We start from the raw sequence: 18,484 nt of genomic DNA, 5'->3' as shown, positions 1-18,484 counted from the left end.
CCCGGTGAGGGATGCTGGAGCCGTGCAGATCAGCATCCTCGGCCCGCTCGCCGTCGACGGCCGGCCGGTCCGGGGTGAACGGCTCGCCGCCGTGATCCGCACGTTGGTCGACGCGCGGGGCCGGGCGGTCTCCACCCCGCTGCTGGTGGACGCGGTGTGGGACGGCGCACCGCCGGACGACGCAACCGGCGCGGTGCAGGCCCTGGTCTCCCGGGTACGCCGGCTCGGACTGCCGGTGGTCGCCGTCCCGGGTGGCTACCGGTTGCCCGCCGACCAGGTCACCGTCGACGCCGTCCGGGCCCGGTCGCTGCTGGAACGGGGTCGGGCCGCCCTGCGTGACGGTGCCGGGCCGGCCGCCCGGGACGCCGCCGACGCGGCCCGGATGTTGTTCCCCGAGGTCCCGCAGTCAGACACCGGGGCGACCGCCCGGCTGTTCGCCGACGTCGTCGCGTTGCGCGCCGAGGCGGCGCTGACCGGCCCCGGCCCGTACGACGACAGCGACCTGCGCTGGCTCGTCGCGCGGACCCCGCCGGACGAGCCGTCGGCCGCCCTGCTGGTCCGGATGCTCGCCGCCCAGGGGCGCGACGCCGAGGCCCTGGAGGTGGTCGCGCGGCTGCGCACCGAGCTTTCCGACCGCTACGGCACCGACCCGTCGCCGCTGATCAACCAGGTCCACCTGGCGTTGCTGCGGGGCGAGCTGGCCACCCCGACCGGCCCGGCGTCGCCGGTCGCGGCGACCCGGACCGTGCTGCCGTCCGGGTGGCGGCGGCCGGTGACCGCGCTCGTCGGCCGGGACCGTGACGTCGAGGCGGTGGAGGCGGCGCTGACCGGCGCGGCCCTGGTGACGGTCGTGGCCACCGGCGGCGCGGGCAAGACCCGGCTCGCCGCCGAGGTGGTACGTCGGGCGGTGGCGGCCGGACGGCCGGCCCGGGTGATCGAACTGGCCGGGCTGCGGGCCGCCGAGGAGGTGCTGCCCGCCGTTCTGGCTGCTCTCGGCGGGGCGGACACCACGACGGCCGGTGGCACCCTGGGTCTCGACCGCCGGGTGCTCACCCCGCCGGAGCGGCTGCGTGCCCTGGCGCCGGATCTCGACGGCCTGGTGGTGCTGGACAACTGTGAACACCTGCTGGACCCGGTGGCGGCGGTCGTCGCGGACCTGGTCGCGGTGAGCCCACCGGAGGTGGCCGTGCTGGCGACCAGCCGGGCGCCGCTGGGCCTGGTCGGGGAACGGGTGCACCGGCTGACCGCGCTGCCCGACGCCGACGCGGTGGCGCTGGTCGAGTCCCGGGCCCGCGCCGGTGGTGCGGTGCCCACCTGGGACACCGACCGGACGTTGGCCCTGTGCCATCGCCTCGACAATCTCCCCCTGGCCCTCGAACTGGCCGCCGCCCGGCTGCGGCACATGCCGATCGACGACGTGCTGGCCGGGCTGACCGACCGGTTCGCGCTGCTCGACGCCGCGCTGCGCGGCCTGCCGGAGCGCCACGCGAGCCTGTGGGCGATGGTCGACTGGAGCCGGGAACTGCTCGCCCCCGCCGACCGGAACCTGCTCCAGCGGGTCGCGGTGGTCCCCGCCCCGTTCACCGCCGACCTCGCCGCCGCCGTCGCCGGCCTGCCCGACGTCCGGCGTGGGTTGGCGCGGCTGGTCGAACAGTCCCTGCTGACCCTCGTCGAGGGTGACGGTCCACCCCGCTACCGGATGCTGGAGACCGTCCGCGAGTACGGCGAGGCCCGGCTCGACGCGGCCGGTGACCGCGCCCCGGCGACGGCCGGCCTGGTCGGCTGGGCCCGACGGCAGGCGGTCGGGCTGCTCGACCGGTTCATCGGCCCCGACCAGCTCGACGCGTTCGCCGGGTGCGCCGCCGAGCAGGACAACCTCGTCGCCGGCCTGCGGTGGGCGCTCGGGCACGACGACGAACCGGCCGCGGTGGACATCGCCACCCCGCTGTTCCACCTGTGGACGGTGCGGGGCCTGCACCTGGAGGTCTCCGGCTGGTCCCGGGGTCTGCTGCACCTCGACGCCCCCGACCGGCGCTGCGGCTCCGCGATCGTCTCCGGCCGGACCGGCGGCCGACCGCTGCCCGACGCCGACCGGCTGGCCTGGATGTGCCTGCTGGTGGCGGTCAACGCCGGCATCAGCGGCCCGGTGCGGCTCACCGTGATCGCCCGCCGGGCCCTGCGTCGGCTGCTGACCGAACGGCCCGGGGAGGTGTCCTCCCGACACGCGGTGCTCGCCTCGGTGCTGCCGGCGTTCGACCAGCTCGACCCGGAGCTGGCGATGCCGAGCACCACCGTGCTGGTCGAGCATCCCGACCCGTACGTGCAGGGCTTCGGCCTGTTCGCCCGCGCGGCGATCCGGGACAGCGGCGGCCTGCCGGCGGCGTCCCTGGCCGACGCCGAGCAGGCGTACCGGCGGTTCGGGGCGGCCGGTGACCACTGGGGGATGGCGATGGCGGCGCAGGCCGTTGGGCAGGCGCTGACCGTCACCGACGGCGGCGGGTCCACGACGTGGCTGGCGCGCGGCGTGCACCACATGGAGCTGATCGGCGCGACCCAGGACGTCCGTGCCGTGCAGGTGATGCTGGACGTGCAGCTCGCCCTGGGCGGCGACCCGGCGGCCGAGCGGCGGCTGGTCGAGACGGCGGCCCCCGGCCAGGGGGAGGAGATCGAGACCGCCCAGGCGAGCCTCGGCCTGGCCCGCCTCGCCTGGCAGCGCGGGCGGCACCCCGAGGCGCTCGGCCACGCCGACGCGGTGATCCGCGCGCTGGCCGGCTGGACCGGTCCGCCACCGCAGCCCCGGGTCGTGCTCCGGGTCGCGGTGGTGGTGCTGCATCTGCGGATCGCCGAGGTTTGGCCGGCCGCCCGGCACGACGTTGGCGCCCGCGCCGCCGACCTGCTGGCCGCCGCCGGCGCGGAGGCGCTGTCGTCGCGGGACCTGCCGGTGATCGGGACCTGGGCGTTGGGTGGCGCCGAACTCGCCGCCTGGTGCGGCGAGGTCGGGACCGCCTGTGAGCTGTTCGCGCTCGGTACCCGGCTGGGCAGCAACTCGGCGACCTTCTTCCCGTCCGGCGTCGGCGAACGGCTCACCGCCGCCCTCGGTGACGAGGCGCGGCGGGAGCCGTTGCTGGCCGGGTGGCGGGCGCGGCCGGCCGCCGCGGCCACCGCCCGCGTCGGCGAGCTGATGGACGACCTGCTCGGCCGGGTCAGACCCGCCGACGGTACGCCCGCAGCGCCAGGGGCATGAACACCGCCACGAAGCCGGCGCACCACAGCAGCGTCCACCACACGTGGTTGCCGACCGGGGTGCCGAGGAACAGTCCGCGCATCGCCGTCACCAGGTGGGTCAGCGGGTTCACCGTCACCACCGCCTGCATCCAGCCCGGCAGGGTGCCGGCGGCGACGAACACGTTGGACGCGAAGCTCAACGGCATGATCAGCGCGAACATCACCCCCTGCACCGCGCCCGGCGTGCGGACCTTCATCCCGACGTAGACCGGCAGCCAGCTCAGGCAGAGCGCGAACAGCACCGCGAGCAGGCAACCGGCGAGGGCCTGCACCGGGCCGGACTCGACCCGGAAGCCGAGCAGGTAGCCGATCGCCAGGGTCGACACGGTCACGATCACGTACCGCACCACGTCGCCGAACACCGCGCCGACCAGCGGTGCGGACCGGGGGACGGGCAGCGAACGGAACCGGTCGAAGATGCCCTTGGCGATGTCGGTGTTGAGGTTGACGCCGATCGCGATGCACCCGGTGGCGATGGTCTGCGCCAGGATGCCCGGCAGCAGGTACTGGAGGTAGTCGTGGGTGGAGCCGGCGACCGCGCCACCGAAGACGTACACGAAGATGACCAGGAACAGCACCGGTTGCAGGGTGACGTCGATCAGCGCCTCGGGGGTGCGCCAGGTCTTGATCAGACTGCGTTTGGCCAGTGCCAGCGAGTGCCGCAGCAGCCGCAACGGCCGGGGCTGTGCCACGACCGTGGACAGCGTCGGTCCGGTGCGGGGCGGGGTACCGGTCAGGGTGCTCATGCGGCGACCTCCGTACGGGTGGTGTCGTCGGCCGCGGTCCGGCCGGTGAGGGTGAAGAAGACCTCGTCGAGGCTGGGCAGGTGCAGCGAGAGTTCGGTGACCGCGATGCCGGCGGCGGCCAGCCGGGCGACGCTCTCGGTCAACGCGGAGTCGTCGGTGACCGGCACCGCGAGCACCCCCCTGCGGATCTCGTCGGCGGGCGCGCCGGAGCCCACCCGGGACAGGATCGCCGCGGTCGGGGCCAGCTGCGCCGGGTCGGTCGGCCGCACCTCCAGGGTCTGCCCGCCGACGATCCGCTTGAGCCCGTCCGGGGTGTCGTGGGCGATGACCCGGCCGTGGTCGATCACCGTGATGGCGTCGGCCAGCGCGTCGGCCTCCTCCAGGTACTGCGTGGTGAGCAGCACGGTCGCCCCGTTGCCCACCAGCGACCGGACCACGTCCCACATGTCCTCGCGTTTGGCCGGGTCGAGGCCGGTGGTCGGTTCGTCCAGGAAGATCACGTCCGGTGAGCCGACCAGGCTGGCGGCCAGGTCCAGCCGGCGGCGCATCCCGCCGGAGTAGGTCTTGGCCGGCCGGTTCGCGGCGGCGGTCAGGTCGAACCAGTCGAGCAGTTCGGCCGCCCGCCGCCGCGCGCCGGCCCGGCCGAGTTCCAGCAGCGTCCCGAACAGTTCCAGGTTCTGCCGCCCGGTCAGGTCCTCGTCGACCGAGGCGTACTGGCCGGTGAGGCCGATGGACTGCCGGACCCGCTCGGCCTGGCGTACCACGTCGAGGCCGTTGATCCGGGCGGTGCCGGCGTCGGGGACCAGCAGCGTGGACAGGATGCGCACGGCGGTGGTCTTGCCGGCGCCGTTCGGGCCGAGCACCCCGAGCACGGTGCCCCGGGGTACGGCGAGGTCCACCCCCTGCAACGCCCGGGTGGACCCGAAGGTCTTGACCAGGCCCTCGGCTTCGATCATCAACTCAGCTGTCATGCCGGCCAGCGTGCGCCGGCCGGCTGACACCGCGCCGACATGCCACCGACACGCCGCCGACGCCCCCGCCGGGGGTCAGCAGCGGACGATCGTCGCGTTGTTCAGGGTGATGTTGCCGATGGTCAGGTTGTCGGCGCAGGGGTTCTCCACGATCCGGTTGTTGACCAGGGTGAAGTTGCGCAGGGTGAGGTCCCGGTTGCCGGGGAACTCGGCGCGTTCGGCGAGCCGGACCTCGCCGCCGCCGCTGATCGTGCCGCCGTTGGTGGCCAGGCTCACTCCGTAGCAGTTCTCGATGAGCACGGCGTTGTTGCCGGTGTTGGCGATGTCGACCCGGTCGATCGTCGCGCCTCCGGACTCGGAGACGCAGAACACGCCCCGGCCGCCGCCCCGGGCCCGGACGGTGCCGACCCGGATGTTGGTCGGGTAGCTGTCGCCGATACGGCCGTTGCGGTTGGCCATCCGGAACGCGGCGTAGCCGGTGCCGGTGCCGGCGTTCTCGGCGTCGACGGTGGACACGGTGGCGTTGATGGTCTGGTTGAGCAGCAGACCGGACTCGCCGACGTTGCGGGCGGTGACGGTGCCCACGGTCAGCCCGTCCACGCCGTACGTCTCGACGGCGTGCGAGCTGGCGCCCGAGACGTACACGGTGTCGATGCGCACGTTGCGGGTCCACTGGCTGGTGTCGCCCCGGTTGTCGATGCGGACCCCGAGACCGGCGGAGAGCCGCATGTCGAGCTGCCCCAGCACGACGTTGGTGACGTTGCGCAGGAAGACCCCGTACAGCGGGGTGCCGGTGAGGGTGAGGTGCTGCACCTCGACCTGGGTGGTGCCCCGGGAGTAGACGGGGGCCTGGTCACCGGAGCCGGTGCCGGTGACGTTGATCGTCCCGCACACGTCGAGGGTGGTGTAGCTGGGCAGCGAGATGCGGGAGTTGGCGCTCATCGAACCCGAGCCGCGCACCACCACCCGCTGCTTGCTGGTCCGCCCGGCGGTCAGGCTGTTCACCGCGGCCTGCACGGCGGCCCGCAGGTCGGTGCCGGTGTGCACGGTCGTCCCGCCGTTGCGGACGGTCCAGGTACCGCCGGCCAGCACCGCCTCGGCCTGGAAAGCGCCGCTGCCGCAGTCGGCGGTGCCGCCCGGCCGGACGAGCTGCCACTGCTGGTTGGTCCCGTCGAGGTCCTGGTACTGGGAGATGGTCGCCCCGTCGGCGGTGGACCGTTCCCACACGTCGAGGGCCTTGCCGGAGTGCCGGTTGAGCAGCCGGACGTAGCCGCCGGCCGAGTCGACGAGCCGGAAGTGCTGCCGGGTGTTGCCGCTGGTCGCCGGGTTCTGCACCAGGGCCGTGCCGTCGAGGGCGTTGGGCAGTTCGAGGACCTTGCCGCTGTGCGCCGAGCGGAGCTGGTAGTAGCCGCTGCCGACGTCGACGAACCGCCACCGCTGCACGGCGAGGTCGTTGCGGGTGTACTGCCTGACCGGCGCGCCGTCGGCGGTGGACCAGTCGTACAGGTCCATCGCCTTGCCGCTGTTGCGGTTGACGAGCACGTAGTCCACGCCGGTGTCGACGGTGGCCGCGGAGGCGGCCGGCGGGGCGACGGCGGTGGCGGCGGCGACCAGGGCGAGGGTGGTGACGGCCAGCAGGCCGAGCCGCCGGGGACGGGGACCTCGGGTGCGGGTGGCGGGTGGCATGGGGCTCCTTCTGCGGTGACGGGGTGCCAGGACGGGCCGCCTGCACCGTATCGACACCCATGGATTCAGGTAAACCCCCTCGGTCGGTGCCGACCGGGCAGACCCGGACCTGCGCCGCACCGCTCCGACGCACGGGCGGCCCGACGACGGTGCTCCGACGTGGGCGCTGTTATCGTCGGCGGCCGGGCGGCGACTGGGCGGCCCCCACGCATCGGACAGGTGGTCGCCGTGACCCGGGCCCGTACCCTCGTCCCGCCGCTGCTGCTGGGCCTCGTCGTCGTGGCGCTGGTGCTGTCGGGCATCCGGCCGTACGACCGGCTGACCTGGCTGCTGGAGACGGTCTGGGTGATCGTCGGCGTGCCGGTGGTGCTGCTGGTGTGGCGGCGCTTCCCGTTGACCACCCTGCTGTGCTGCCTGCTGGCGGCGCACGCGCTGGTCCTCATCGTCGGCGGGCACTGGACCTACGCGCGGGTCCCGCCGGGTGACTGGGTACGCGACGCCCTCGACCTCTCCCGCAACCCGTACGACCGGCTCGGGCACTTCGTGCAGGGCTTCGTCCCGGCGATCCTGGTCCGCGAGATCCTCGTCCGGCGTTCCCCGCTGCGCGGCAGCCGCTGGCTCGCCCCGCTGGTGGTCTGCGCCTGCCTCGCCTTCAGCGCCTTCTTCGAGATGATCGAGTGGTGGTCCTCGGTGGCCGGCGGCTCCGCCGCCGACGACTTCCTCGGCACCCAGGGCGACGTCTGGGACACCCAGTGGGACATGTTCCTCGCGCTGGTCGGGGCGGTCACCTCGCTGGCCCTGCTCACCCGGTGGCACGACCGCCAACTACCGGCCGCCACCCCCGCCCGTCCGGCTCCCGCCGTCCCGGTGGGCTGACCGGCCCGGTCCGTCGCCGCTCCGGCTCGACTGCCCCGCCGGTCGCCCACCGCCGCACCCGGTCGAGCGCCGGACCGGTGCTCGCCGGCCGGCCGGGTCGGCAGGTCACGGTCGGTCGGCCCAGGCGTCGAGGACCGTGGCGACGTCCAGCGGCTCGGCCGGGTCCGGTGCCGGCCGGGGCGGCGGCGCGGGGGTCCGGGCGAACCGGGGTGCGGGTGCCGGCTGCACCTCGCCGCCCACCGCGACGAAGGTGCCCCGGGCGGCGTTGTGCGGATGGCGGTGCGCCTCGGTGGGGGCGAGCACCGGCGTGACGCACGCGTCGCGGTCGGCGAAGACCGCCGTCCACTCGTCGCGGGTGCGTTCGGCGAACCGGGCGGTGAACCGCCGCCGCAGCTCCGGCCAGCCGGCCGGGTCGTACTGGGCGGGCAGCGTCGGGTCGTCGGCCAGGCCGAGGCCGGTCAGCAGCGCGGCGTAGAACGCCGGTTCCAGCGCGCCCACCGCCACGAACCCGTCGTCGGCGGTGCGGTAGGTGTCGTAGAACGGCGCGCCACCGTCGAGCAGGTTGCCGCCCCGGGGGGCGGTCCACCGGCCCGCGCCGAGCATCCCGTGCAGGAAGGCGGTGAGCAGCGCCGACCCGTCGACCATCGCGGCGTCGACCACCTGCCCGAGGCCGGAGCGCTCCCGTTCCAGCAGCGCGGCCAGCACCCCGGTGACGAGCAGCATCCCACCCCCGGCGAAGTCGCCGAGCAGGTTCAGCGGGGCGTGCGGGCGGTGCCCGGGGCGGCCCAGCGGCTCCAGCGCGCCGGCCAGCGCGATGTAGTCGATGTCGTGCCCGGCGCGGTCGGCCAGCGGGCCGTCCTGCCCCCAGCCGGTCATCCGGGCGTACACCAGGCGGGGGTTGCGGTCCCGGCAGGTCTCCGGCCCGAAACCGAGCCGCTCGGCCACCCCCGGCCGGTACGCCTCGACCAGCACGTCGGCCCGCTCGACCAGACGCAGCAGGTCGGCCACCCCGGCGGGGGTCTTCAGGTCCAGTGTGGTGACCCGCCGCCCCCGGTGCAGGGGGCCGGTCGCCGGGACGCTCAGCCGTCCCGGGCCGACGCCGCCCGGCCGGTCGACGCGCACCACGTCCGCGCCGAGGTCGGCCAGCACCATGCAGCCGAACGGGGCCGGGGCCAGGCTGGCCAGCTCCACGACGCGTACCCCGGCCAGCGGTCCACCGGTGGGCGCGTCGGGGTCAGAGGGCACGGGCGATCAGCTCCTTCATGATCTCGTTGGTGCCGCCGTAGATCTTCTGCACCCGGGCGTCGGCGTACATCCGGGCGATCGGGTACTCGGTGGTGTAGCCGTAGCCGCCGAACAGTTGCAGGCACCTGTCGACGATCTCGCACTGTCCCTCGGTGAGCCAGGCTTTCGCCATCGCCGCGGTGGCCACGTCCAGCTCGCCCCGGTCGTGCCGGCCGATGCAGTCGTCGAGGAACACCCGGCTGACCCGGGTCCGGGTGACGCACTCGGCCAGCACCATCCGGGTGTTCTGGTGGCCGATCAGCGGTTTGCCGAAGGCGGTGCGTTCCTTGACGTACGCGGTGGTCAGCTCGACGGCCCGCTGCATCGCCGCCACCGCGCCGACGCCGATGACCAGGCGTTCCTGGGGCAGCTGCCGCATCATCTGGCCGAAGCCGAGCCCCTCGGCCCCGCCGAGCAGGTGGTCGGCCGGCACCCGCAGCCCGTCGAAGAACAGCTCGGCGGTGTCGTTGCCGTGCAGCCCGATCTTGGACAGCAGCCGGCCCCGCCGGAATCCGGCCGGTTCGTCGCCGACCTCGCAGACCAGCAGGGAGATGCCGGCGGCACCCTGGGTCGGGTCGGTCTTGACGGCCAGGACGACCAGGTCGGCGAGGCCGCCGTTGCTGATGAACGTCTTGGCCCCGGTGACCAGGTAGTCGTCGCCGTCGCGGACGGCCCGGGTCCGGATCGCCTGCAGGTCGGAGCCGCCGTCGGGTTCGGTCATCGCGATCGCCCCGACCAGCTCCCCCCGGCACAGTCCGGGCAGCCAGCGTCGCTTCTGCTCGGCGCTGCCGTAGGCGACCAGGTAACCGGTGACGATGCCGCTGTGCACCCCCAGCCCGAGGGTGCTCTCCCCGACGTGTGCCTGCTCGTGCAGCAGGACCGCCTCGTGGGTGAAGCCGCCGCCGCCCCCGCCGTACTCCTCGGGCACGGACAGGCCGAGCAGGCCCAGCTCACCGGCGCGCCGGTAGTGGTCGCGGTCCGGGTGGCCCTGGGCGAGCAGTCGTTCGGTGTGCGGCAGCACCTCCCGGGTGAAGAAGTCGCGGGCCAGGTCGGCGAGGTCGTCGTGCTCGGGCGCGCGCCACGGCGAGGTGTAGGTGTCGAGTCCAGGCGTCGGCATGGGTCCACCCTCACGCCCTGTTGGCAACGTGTCAACAATCCTTGATCATCGTCCGGCGTCGACCCGCCCGCCGGCGACCGGCACCCCGGCTGACCAGACCGGCCGCCGACCCGGGACACGCCGCGCCGACCTGCCGATAGGGTTCGGCGGATGAGCGTTGACACCGAACCCCGGCGACGGCGGCTGGAGCCCGACGCCAGGCGGGGACAGATCCTCGCCTGCGCGGTACGGCTGTTCGGCGCGCGCCCGTACGCGGACGTGTCGACCACCGACGTCGCCCGCGAGGCCGGGGTGGCCCGGGGCCTGATCAACCACTACTTCGGCACCAAGAAGCAGCTCTACCTGGAGGTCGTGCGGGTGATGGTGACGGTGCCCGGGGTCGCCGTCGAGCGGCTGCCCGACGGCGACCTGCGCACCCGGGTCGACGCCAGCGTCACCTGGTTCCTCGACGTGGTCTCCCGGCACCGCGACTCCTGGCTGGCCGCCGTGACCGCCGGTGGGATGGGCCACGACGCCGACGTCGCCCGGGTGCTCACCGAGGCCGAGGAGGTCGCGGCGGACAGCGTGCTCGTCGCGGTCGGGCTGGCCGACGTCACGACCTGCCGGGCCGAGCTGCGCGGCATGATCCGGGCGTACGGGGGGCTGGCCACCTCGACCGCCCGGGAGTGGCTCCAGCGGGGCGCGCTGGACCGCGACCAGGTGCACCTGCTGCTGACCGCCACCCTGCTGACCATCGTGGAGCAGGTCTATCCGGCCATCGCCGGTCGTCCCGCCGCGTCCCACCCGGACTGATCCGCCGACGGGCCGCGCCGCTCGCGTCGGCGCAGCTCACCGCGGTGCCGGTGGGGACGTCGTTGAACAATCGATGGTCGACGACCGTGTACCAGGTATGGGTTCAGCGACGTTCCGTCCCCGCACGTCCGGTGCCGCACGGCCCGACAACGCGGGCGGCCACGGCGCTCCCGGCGGGTCGCGTGGCGTGCCACCCCGCCGGGTGCTCAGCCACGAGGCCCTGGTCCGGGGCGGCGGCTACTACTTCCTCGCCCACGGCACGGTCGACATGGACGGGTTGGCCCGCGCCCTGGCGGTCAGCCGGGCGACCCTCTACCGCGTCGCCGGCAGCCGGGACCGGTTGCTGGGCGAGGTGCTGTGGTGGCTCGGCAACCGGCTGCTCACCGTGGCCCGTCGGGCCCGGCGCGCCGACGGGGTCGGTGGCGTCGTGGAGGTGACCCGGCACTACGTCGGGGAGCTGTCCCGGTCCGCGCCGTTCCGCCGGTTCCTCGCCGCCGAACCGGAACTCGCCGCCCGGATCCTGTTCACCACGCCGGGGCTGGTGCACCGCCGCTTCGTCCGTGCCCAGGTGGCGATCTTCCGCGAGGTGCTCGGCCCCGACCTGCGGGCCCTGCCGGGCGAGCCGGAGTCGCTGGCCTACCTCTACATCCGGATCGTCGAGTCCGCGCTCTACGCCGAGCTGCTGACCGGTCGCCCGCTCGACCTCGCCCTGGCGGAGCAGGCCCTGTGGTCGCTGCTCACCTCGACGCCCCCGGCCTGAGCCGGGGGCGTCGGCGGGTCAGACCGCGTGCGGGCAGCTGTCCCGGTACGCGGAGATCTCGGCCCCGGTCCGGGGCGGTGGGCAGAGGAACTGCTCGTAGCGGACGTCCTCGTCGACGAAGCGCTTGAGCCAGGAGATGCTGAACGACGCGATGGTGGTGTCCGGCGTGTTGGGCGCGAAGTGGCTCGCTCCGTTCAACTCCAGGTACGCCTTGTCCAACCCGTCGGGCAGGCTGGCGAAGAACGGTTCGGCGTGGCTGCGGGTCGGTGCGACGGTGTCGTTCTCGGCGCCCACGATCAGCGTCGGTACCTGGGACCGGGACCAGTCCCTGGTCAGGTTCCACGGCGTCAACGGGATCGCCGCCCGCAGCGACGGCCGCGCGATGGTCGCCTCCAACGCGCCGCCGCCGCCCATCGAGTGGCCGATCACGCCCAGCCGGTCGCGGTCGATCCGGTCGCGCACCGTGCTGCTGTCCACCAGGAAGTCCAGCGCCGCCAGCAGTTGCCGGCCCCGGCTGGCCGGCTGGTCGGAGCGGGTCACGGTGTCGATGTTGAACACGACGAACCCCTGGGAGGCCAGTCGTGGCCCCAGCCAGGCCATGCTGGACCGGCCGGCGGTGAACCCGGGCGCGATCGCCACCGCGCCGAAGGTGCCCTCGGCGGTGCTGGTCGGGAAGTAGATGGTGCCGCCGCCGAAGCCCCGGACGCTCAGCGCGGACACGGTCGTCTCGGCGGTCGCGAAGGGTCCCCGGGCGGCGGCGATGCTGGCCGCCGTCGGGGCCGGGCCACGGGGGTACCCGCCGTCGGCGGCGTCGGCCGTCGGGACGAGGGTGAGGCCGGAGGCGACCAGCAGGCCGCTCAGCGTCACGACGAGCAGGGCGCGCAGTCGCCGCCACCGTCGGTCGGACGGTCGGCCGGCGGGGGCGGTGTGCCGCCCGGGACGGGGCGGTGCGGTACGGACGGAAGGTTGCATCGACGCTCCCACGGATCGACGGGCGGCCGGTGCGCTCTCCGTCGCGGGGCGGGCCCGGCACCGGCGGGAGAGGCCGGACCGGGCGGCGGAGGGCGTCGGCCGGGACGCCGGCCGGTGCGGCACGGCGTACGGCCGACGGTGCCAGGGCGGGAAGCCGCTGACCAGCCTGGACGGTGATCCTGAGACGGCTGTCGCAGCCGCCGGCTCAGCCCGGACGGTTGGTGGCGGGCCGTTGCACGGTCATCGGCACGGTGTCCAGCCGGGCCCAGTCCCGGCTGATCTCGGCGGCGGTGCGCAGCAGGCGGGGCAGGTGCTCGTCGGTGAGCCGCTCCAGTGAGGTCTCGGCGGCGTGCACGGTGACGTTGAGCGCTGCCACCACCCGGCCGTCGCCGTCGCGGACCCCGGTGGCGACCGACCGGATGCCGGCGGCCAGGTCCTGGTCGGCCAGGGCCCAGCCGCGTGCCCGCACCTCGCGCAGTTCCCGGTCCAGCTCGGCGCGGTCCGGCTGCCAGCGGGCGGCGATGCCGGAGCGGCTCGGCACGGCCAGCACGGCGGTGAGTTCCGCCGGGGTGAGGGCGGCCAGCAGCACCTTGCCCATCGAGGTAGCCACGGCCGGGAACCGGGTGCCGATGGTCACCGCGAGCGTGACGATCTTGGGCACCGCGACCCGGGACACGTAGACGATGTCGCTGCCGTCGAGCTGGGCCAGCGAGGTCGACTCGTCGGTCTCGGTGACCAGGTGGCGCATGTGCGGGCGGGCGACGTCCCAGATGCTCAGCGAGTTGACGTACGCCACGCCCAACTCCAGCACCCGGGGGGTGAGCGCGAAGCCCCGGTCGGCGGCGCGCACGTAGCCCAGCTCCTCCAGGGTGAGCAGGATGCGGCGGACGGTGGGGCGGGCCAGCCCGGTCACCGTGGCGATCTCGCTGAGCGTCATCGTCGGCTGGCCCGGACGGAAGCAGCGCAGCACGTCGAGGCCGCGCGCCAGCGCCTCGATGAAGTCGGTTCCGGCCTCGCGCCCCATGGGGTCCCTTCGCTGGCTGCCCCGCGCCCGGCGGGCGGTCACCCGCCGGGCGCGTCGGATGGCTAATGCTTCCACTGTGCCGAGCCGGCGTCCCACTCGGTGTAGGTGTACGGGTTGTCCAGCACCGCCGTCTCGGGGACGTCCGGGTTCATCCCCTTCTCCCACGCGTCGACGCCCATCGTGGCGGTGAGGTGCTCGACGGTGCGTTCCACGGCGGTGCGGGCGGCGGCGAGGTCGACGTCGACCAGCCGGTGCTCGTGCTTGACCACCCGGCCGTCGACCAGCACGGTGTGCACGTCGCCGCGCTGGGCCTGGAACGCCACGTGGCCGTAGGGGTGCAGGATCGGGAACATCACCGGTGACCGGTCGTTCTTGATCAGCACCACGTCCGCCCGGCGGCCCGGGGTGAGGGCGCCGACGAGGTGGTCGAGGCCGAGCGCCCGGGCGCCGCCCCGGGTCGCCCACTCCACCACCTGCTCGGCGCGCAGGTGGCAGTGGGTGACGGTCTCCTGTCGACCGTGCGCCTCGAGGTGTTCCCGGGAGCGGTCGGCGCTGAGCGTGGCGCGCATCGCGGAGAACAGGTCCCCGCTCCACCAGACGCTGGTGTCCATGGACAGCGAGACCGGGATGTCGTGCTGGCGTAGCTGCCAGGTGGGCGGGTAGCCCTGGCCGGCGCTCTGCTCGCTCTCGGTGGACACCGAGACCGAGCCGCCGGTGGCCGCGATCCGGTGGTACGAGTCGCGGTTGAGGGTGGCGGCGTGCACGTAGACGGTCGACTCGGTCATGAAGCCGTGCTCGTGCATCAGCCGGATGCCGTCGTCGTTGGTGGCCCCCCAGACCCCGGCGTGGGTGGTGACGGGTACGCCGAGGTCCCGGGCGACCTCGAAGGCGGCCCGCTCGGGGAAGGCCGGGTCGCCGGTGACGTCGAAGGCCATCTGGAAGCCGAGCCGGTCGCCGCGACCGTGGATGCGGCGGGTGACGAAGTCGCGGAACTCGGGGGTGGTGGCCCACTCCCACGGCCCCTGTTGCAGGTTGCCGTAGGCGAGCACGAACCGGCCCGGCACCGCCTCCAGGGCGTCGACGGCGGCGTCGGCGTGCTGCGGGGTCTGCAGGCCGTGCGACCAGTCCACGGTGGTGGTGACCCCGGCGTCGATCGCCTCGATGGCGGCGAGCAGGTTGCCGGCGTGGACGTCCTCGGGGCGGAACAGTTTGCCGGATTCCAGGTAGTACCAGACGAAGTACTGGGTGAGGGTCCAGTCGGCACCGTAGCCGCGCATCGCGGTCTGCCACATGTGCCGGTGGGTGTCGATCATGCCGGGCATGACGATGCCGCCGGCCGCGTCGATCTCCCAGGTGCCCTCGGGCACGTCCAGCCCGACGCCGACGGCGGCGATCCGGTCGTCGACGACCAGCACGTCGGCGCGGGGGAGCACCGTGTGGGCGTCGTCCATGGTCAGCACCAGGCCGTTGCGGAAGACCACCGGCCGGCCCACCGCCGGTGTCCGCCCCTCGTTCGCGCTCATCGCCGCCACTTCCGTTCCGAGGTCTGCGGACGATCGTCCGCTGTACGGTCAGATCAAGTTTCGCCAGTGTGTTCCCGGTCACCGGTCATGTCAAGGGCGAGTTGCCGAACTGTTTCCGCTCGTTGCAAACGGCGTGGAGCTGGGAGTTTCCCGAGAATTGCCTCGGGGTGTTGACGCCCGGTGGGCTCATCGGGAAACTGGCCAGGCGGACAGTGGTCCGCCTGGCGGTCAAGTCGAGGGGTGGGGCATGGCGGAGGAGACACCGAGCAGGACCGGGCCGCTGCACGGCGTCGTGGTGGCCGACTTCTCCCGCATCCTCGCCGGGCCGTACGCCACCATGCTGCTGGCCGACCTCGGGGCCGAGGTGATCAAGGTGGAGGGGCCCGGCGGCGACGACACCCGCACCTGGATGCCGCCGGTCCGTGACGACGTCTCCACCTACTACCTGGGCATCAACCGCAACAAGCGGTCCATCGCGCTCGACCTCAAGGACCCCGACGACCTGGCCGTGGCGCACAAGCTGGCCGCCCGCGCCGACGTCCTGATCGAGAACTTCAAGCCCGGCGGGCTGCGCCGCTTCGCGCTGGACTACGACACCGTCGCCGCCGGCAACCCCCGGGTGGTCTACGCCTCGATCAGCGGGTTCGGCACCGGCGCGGGCGCGGGCTACCCCGGATACGACCTGATGGTGCAGGCCATCTCCGGGCTGATGAGCCTCACCGGCGACCCGGACGGCCCGCCCTACCGGGCCGGCATCTCCGTGTTCGACGTGATGGCCGGGCTGCACGCCTCGATCGGCATCCTCGCCGCCCTGCACCACCGGCACGACTCGGGCCGTGGCCAGCACGTCGAGGTCAACCTGCTCTCCTCCGCGCTGTCCGGCCTGGTCAACCACAGCAGCGGCTACGTCGCGGGCGGGGTGGTGCCCTACCGGATGGGCAACGCCCACCCCAGCCTCTTCCCGTACGAGCCACTGCCGGTCGCCGACGGCGAGCTGATCGTCATCGCCGGCAACGACGGGCAGTTCCGCCGGCTCTGCCAGGTGCTCGACCTGCCGGAACTCGTCGACGACCCCCGGTTCACCCGCAACCAGGACCGCACCGCCAACCGGGAGGCGCTGCGCCCGCTGCTGGTCGAACGGCTGCGCCGGCGCACCCGCGACGAGTGGTTCACCGACCTGATGGCCGTCGGGGTGCCCTGCGCCCCGATCAACACCATCGACGGCGGGGTGGCGCTCGCCGAACGCCTGGGGCTGGACCCGGTGGTCACCGTCGGCGAGGGCGCCGCCGCGGTGCCCGGCATCCGGCACCCGATCACCCTTTCGGACACCCCCGCGCGGTACGGCACCCCGCCGCCCGCGCTCGACGAACACGGCGAGGAGATCCGCGCGTGGCTGACCGGCAGCTAGACTTCCCGACCTCGATCGGCACCTCCGACCCGACCACCATCCGCCTGCTCGGTCAGGACCTGGCCGGCGACCTGATGGGCCGGGTGGGCTTCGGTGAACTGGCCTTCTGGCTGGTCGCCGGGCGTCGCCCCGGCCCCGGCGAGGTCCGCGTCTTCGAGACCGTCCTGGTGGCCCTGGCCGACCACGGCTTCACCCCCACCGCGATCGCCGCCCGGCTGACCTACCTCAGCGCGCCGGAGGCGTTGCAGGGCGCGATCGCCGCCGGCCTGCTCGGTGGCGGCTCCCGCTTCCTCGGCGTCACCGAGGACTGCGGCAGGTTCCTCGCCGACACCCTCGCGGGTCTCACCGAGCCGCCCACCGACGACGCCGGCTGGGACGCCGTCGCCCTGGACGCGGTCCGCGCCGCCCGCGCCGACAGGCGTCTGGTGCCGGGGCTCGGCCACCCGGTGCACAAGGAGACCGACCCGCGCACCCCGGTGCTGATCGCGATCGCCGAGCAGGAGGGCCTGCGCGGGCCGCACCTGCGGCTGTTCGAGGCGATCGGCCGGGTCCACCCGCAGGTGCTCGGCCGCACCCTGCCGCTCAACGGCGCGGGCGTGTGCGGCGCGGCCCTGGCCGACCTCGGCCTGCCCATCGACCTGCTGCGCGGCTTCGCCCTGCTGGCCCGCACCGCCGGCCTGCTCGGCCACCTTGCCGAGGAACGCCGTCGCCCGCTCGGCATGGACATCTACCGCACCGTCGACCGCAACGCCCGGTACGTGCCGGACGACGCCGACTGATCCCCCCACCTCCACCGTCTGCGAGAGGAGCGGCCATGGCCCAGGTCGTCGCGGTCATCGCCTCCACCCACCATCCGTTCTACTACCGCGCCACCACCGCCACCGGCGAGGACCGGCCCCCGTTCGCCGACGATTGGGCCCGCAAGATCCTCGCCTTCCGGGAGACCCTCACCCGGGCCAGGCCGGACGTGCTGGTGATGGTCGGCTCCGACCACTTCCACCAGCTCTGGCTGGACAACATGCCGCAGTTCCTGGTCGGCAAGGCCCCGTTCTACGACGCCAACTGGTACAACGAGGAACGCGAGTTCGGCCTGCCCCGGATGTTGCTGCGCGGCCAGGAGGACCTGTCGGCCCACGTGCTGCGCGCCGGCCTGGACGCCGGGTTCGACCTGGCCTTCAGCAACGAGCTGCGGATCGACCACAGCATCACCTGCCCGATCATCACGCTGCGGCCCGAGGCGGACCTGCCGATCGTGCCCATCTACACCAACATCTTCGCCCCGCCGCTGCCGCAGCCGAAACGGTTCGTGCAGCTCGGCGCGGCCATCCGGGAGATCGTCGAGAGCTGGCCCAGCCACCTGCGGGTGGCCGTCATCGGCACCGGCCACCTGTCGCTGGAGCTGGGCGGGCCCCGCCAGTTCGGCCCGCAGGGCCCCGACCCGGAGTTCGACCGCCGGGCGGTGGAGTGGATCGCCAACGGCGACCTCGACGGCTGCCTGTCCGAGGTGACCCTGGACAGCCTGCACGCCCCCGGCAACGCCACCCACGGCTTCATGGACTTCATGCTGATGATGGGGGTGGCCGGCGCGGGTGCCAAGGCCGACCACGTGGACACCCTCGACCTGTTCCACACCATGGAGGCGTACTTCACCTGGTACCCGAACGGAGCGCCGGCATGAGCCGCTACCTGGTCGACAAGTTCCTCTACACCGTCGACCGCGACCCGGAGCTGGTCGAGCGCTACCGCACCGACCCGCACGGCACGGTGACCTGGTGGGAGGCCGAACGCGCCAACGCGGTCCTCAACTGCCACACCGGCGAGGCGAGCACCTGGCTGCGCTTCACCGACGAGGAACGCGACGCGCTGGCCAGCCACGACCACGTCCGGCTCTTCGCCCTCGGCGCCCACCCGTTCCTGACGTTGACCCTGTTCATCGCCATGTTCGAACGGGACCACGTCGAACCGATGGCCTACCAGAAGCAGTACGGCCTGCGGCTGGCCCACTTCTCGCTGCCCTACCCCGACATCGCCACCTGATGG

At 73.8% G+C, this 18,484-nt stretch carries 16 protein-coding genes; 8 read left to right on the top strand and 8 right to left on the bottom strand.

Annotation, left to right across the window (positions count from 1 at the left end; genetic code table 11):
- Positions 1-22: 22 nt before the first annotated feature.
- A complete protein-coding gene (locus ACN265_RS14365) occupies positions 23-3,244 on the top strand; it encodes a BTAD domain-containing putative transcriptional regulator (protein ID WP_421408009.1) in 3,222 nt (1,073 codons plus the stop codon).
- Here the strand turns inward: ACN265_RS14365 and ACN265_RS14360 are convergent.
- The 3 genes from ACN265_RS14360 to ACN265_RS14350 form a co-directional block, all read right to left on the bottom strand.
- Entirely contained in the window at positions 3,204-4,031 is an 828-nt protein-coding gene (locus ACN265_RS14360; protein ID WP_208565998.1) for an ABC transporter permease, read from the bottom strand. The two genes, ACN265_RS14365 and ACN265_RS14360, sit on opposite strands and share 41 nt — an antisense overlap.
- Positions 4,028-5,002, bottom strand: a complete 975-nt coding sequence (locus ACN265_RS14355) for an ATP-binding cassette domain-containing protein (RefSeq protein WP_204924264.1) — start codon at positions 5,000-5,002, stop codon at positions 4,028-4,030. The genes ACN265_RS14360 and ACN265_RS14355 overlap by 4 nt, the downstream gene beginning before the upstream one ends.
- A gap of 75 nt (positions 5,003-5,077) precedes the next feature.
- Entirely contained in the window at positions 5,078-6,688 is a 1,611-nt protein-coding gene (locus ACN265_RS14350; protein ID WP_204924263.1) for an RICIN domain-containing protein, read from the bottom strand.
- A gap of 228 nt (positions 6,689-6,916) precedes the next feature.
- On the opposite strand from ACN265_RS14350, the gene ACN265_RS14345 reads away from it, so the two are divergent.
- A complete protein-coding gene (locus tag ACN265_RS14345) occupies positions 6,917-7,564 on the top strand; it encodes a DUF2238 domain-containing protein (RefSeq protein ID WP_421408005.1) in 648 nt (215 codons plus the stop codon).
- Between the two features lie 105 nt (positions 7,565-7,669).
- On the opposite strand, the gene ACN265_RS14340 is transcribed toward ACN265_RS14345, so the two are convergent.
- Together ACN265_RS14340 and ACN265_RS14335 are read right to left on the bottom strand one after the other, a co-directional pair.
- Positions 7,670-8,809 (bottom strand): CaiB/BaiF CoA transferase family protein, encoded by a 1,140-nt coding sequence (locus tag ACN265_RS14340; RefSeq protein WP_421408003.1) that lies wholly within the window; start codon positions 8,807-8,809, stop codon positions 7,670-7,672.
- On the bottom strand, positions 8,799-9,965 hold the full coding sequence (locus ACN265_RS14335; RefSeq protein WP_421408001.1) for an acyl-CoA dehydrogenase family protein: 1,167 nt from the start codon (positions 9,963-9,965) through the stop codon (positions 8,799-8,801). The genes ACN265_RS14340 and ACN265_RS14335 overlap by 11 nt, the downstream gene beginning before the upstream one ends.
- 150 nt (positions 9,966-10,115) lie before the next feature.
- On the opposite strand from ACN265_RS14335, the gene ACN265_RS14330 reads away from it, so the two are divergent.
- Both ACN265_RS14330 and ACN265_RS14325 read left to right on the top strand, forming a co-directional pair.
- Entirely contained in the window at positions 10,116-10,757 is a 642-nt protein-coding gene (locus tag ACN265_RS14330; protein WP_204924259.1) for a TetR/AcrR family transcriptional regulator, read from the top strand.
- Between the two features lie 187 nt (positions 10,758-10,944).
- The gene (locus tag ACN265_RS14325) at positions 10,945-11,517 is read left to right on the top strand and encodes a QsdR family transcriptional regulator (RefSeq protein ID WP_421407998.1); all 573 of its coding nucleotides are present in this window, start codon (positions 10,945-10,947) and stop codon (positions 11,515-11,517) included.
- Between the two features lie 18 nt (positions 11,518-11,535).
- Here the strand turns inward: ACN265_RS14325 and ACN265_RS14320 are convergent, their stop codons facing one another.
- From ACN265_RS14320 to ACN265_RS14310, 3 genes are all read right to left on the bottom strand, one after another.
- The gene (locus ACN265_RS14320) at positions 11,536-12,489 is read right to left on the bottom strand and encodes an alpha/beta hydrolase family protein (RefSeq protein ID WP_421407996.1); all 954 of its coding nucleotides are present in this window, start codon (positions 12,487-12,489) and stop codon (positions 11,536-11,538) included.
- 205 nt (positions 12,490-12,694) lie between these two features.
- Positions 12,695-13,513 (bottom strand): IclR family transcriptional regulator domain-containing protein, encoded by an 819-nt coding sequence (locus ACN265_RS14315; protein WP_420117026.1) that lies wholly within the window; start codon positions 13,511-13,513, stop codon positions 12,695-12,697.
- A 62-nt stretch (positions 13,514-13,575) separates the two neighbouring features.
- Positions 13,576-15,036 (bottom strand): amidohydrolase family protein, encoded by a 1,461-nt coding sequence (locus ACN265_RS14310; RefSeq protein ID WP_421407994.1) that lies wholly within the window; start codon positions 15,034-15,036, stop codon positions 13,576-13,578.
- A gap of 247 nt (positions 15,037-15,283) precedes the next feature.
- Between ACN265_RS14310 and ACN265_RS14305 the strand changes: the two genes are divergently transcribed.
- The 4 genes from ACN265_RS14305 to ACN265_RS14290 are packed head-to-tail and all read left to right on the top strand — an operon-like array spanning position 15,284 to position 18,481.
- Positions 15,284-16,444: a CaiB/BaiF CoA transferase family protein gene (locus tag ACN265_RS14305; protein ID WP_421407992.1), complete on the top strand. Its 1,161-nt coding sequence runs from the start codon at positions 15,284-15,286 to the stop codon at positions 16,442-16,444.
- A complete protein-coding gene (locus ACN265_RS14300; RefSeq protein WP_204924253.1) occupies positions 16,426-17,223 on the top strand; it encodes a citryl-CoA lyase in 798 nt (265 codons plus the stop codon). The genes ACN265_RS14305 and ACN265_RS14300 overlap by 19 nt, the downstream gene beginning before the upstream one ends.
- A 35-nt stretch (positions 17,224-17,258) precedes the next feature.
- Positions 17,259-18,122, top strand: coding sequence for an extradiol ring-cleavage dioxygenase (locus ACN265_RS14295; protein WP_421407990.1), 864 nt, complete (start codon positions 17,259-17,261; stop codon positions 18,120-18,122).
- Complete coding sequence (locus ACN265_RS14290) at positions 18,119-18,481, top strand: hypothetical protein (RefSeq protein WP_363653072.1); 363 nt, start codon at positions 18,119-18,121, stop codon at positions 18,479-18,481. Before ACN265_RS14295 ends, ACN265_RS14290 begins: the two co-directional genes overlap by 4 nt.
- The last annotated feature ends 3 nt before the right edge of the window (positions 18,482-18,484 follow it).

It is taken from the genome of Micromonospora sp. WMMD730 (assembly GCF_049178955.1).
GTDB classification, from domain to species: domain Bacteria; phylum Actinomycetota; class Actinomycetes; order Mycobacteriales; family Micromonosporaceae; genus Micromonospora; species Micromonospora wenchangensis.
The sequence above is the reverse complement of the archived record's forward strand: the minus strand, read 5'-3'. Positions and strand labels throughout refer to the sequence as shown.

Coding starts and splice junctions, on each gene's coding strand:
- ACN265_RS14360 (WP_208565998.1), bottom strand. CDS start 4,031: ATGAGCACCCTGACCGGTACCCCGCCCCGCACCGGACCGACGCTGTCC.
- ACN265_RS14355 (WP_204924264.1), bottom strand. CDS start 5,002: ATGACAGCTGAGTTGATGATCGAAGCCGAGGGCCTGGTCAAGACCTTC.
- ACN265_RS14350 (WP_204924263.1), bottom strand. CDS start 6,688: ATGCCACCCGCCACCCGCACCCGAGGTCCCCGTCCCCGGCGGCTCGGC.
- ACN265_RS14335 (WP_421408001.1), bottom strand. CDS start 9,965: ATGCCGACGCCTGGACTCGACACCTACACCTCGCCGTGGCGCGCGCCC.
- ACN265_RS14330 (WP_204924259.1), top strand. CDS start 10,116: ATGAGCGTTGACACCGAACCCCGGCGACGGCGGCTGGAGCCCGACGCC.
- ACN265_RS14320 (WP_421407996.1), bottom strand. CDS start 12,489: ATGCAACCTTCCGTCCGTACCGCACCGCCCCGTCCCGGGCGGCACACC.
- ACN265_RS14315 (WP_420117026.1), bottom strand. CDS start 13,513: ATGGGGCGCGAGGCCGGAACCGACTTCATCGAGGCGCTGGCGCGCGGC.
- ACN265_RS14310 (WP_421407994.1), bottom strand. CDS start 15,036: ATGAGCGCGAACGAGGGGCGGACACCGGCGGTGGGCCGGCCGGTGGTC.
- ACN265_RS14305 (WP_421407992.1), top strand. CDS start 15,284: ATGGCGGAGGAGACACCGAGCAGGACCGGGCCGCTGCACGGCGTCGTG.
- ACN265_RS14295 (WP_421407990.1), top strand. CDS start 17,259: ATGGCCCAGGTCGTCGCGGTCATCGCCTCCACCCACCATCCGTTCTAC.
- ACN265_RS14290 (WP_363653072.1), top strand. CDS start 18,119: ATGAGCCGCTACCTGGTCGACAAGTTCCTCTACACCGTCGACCGCGAC.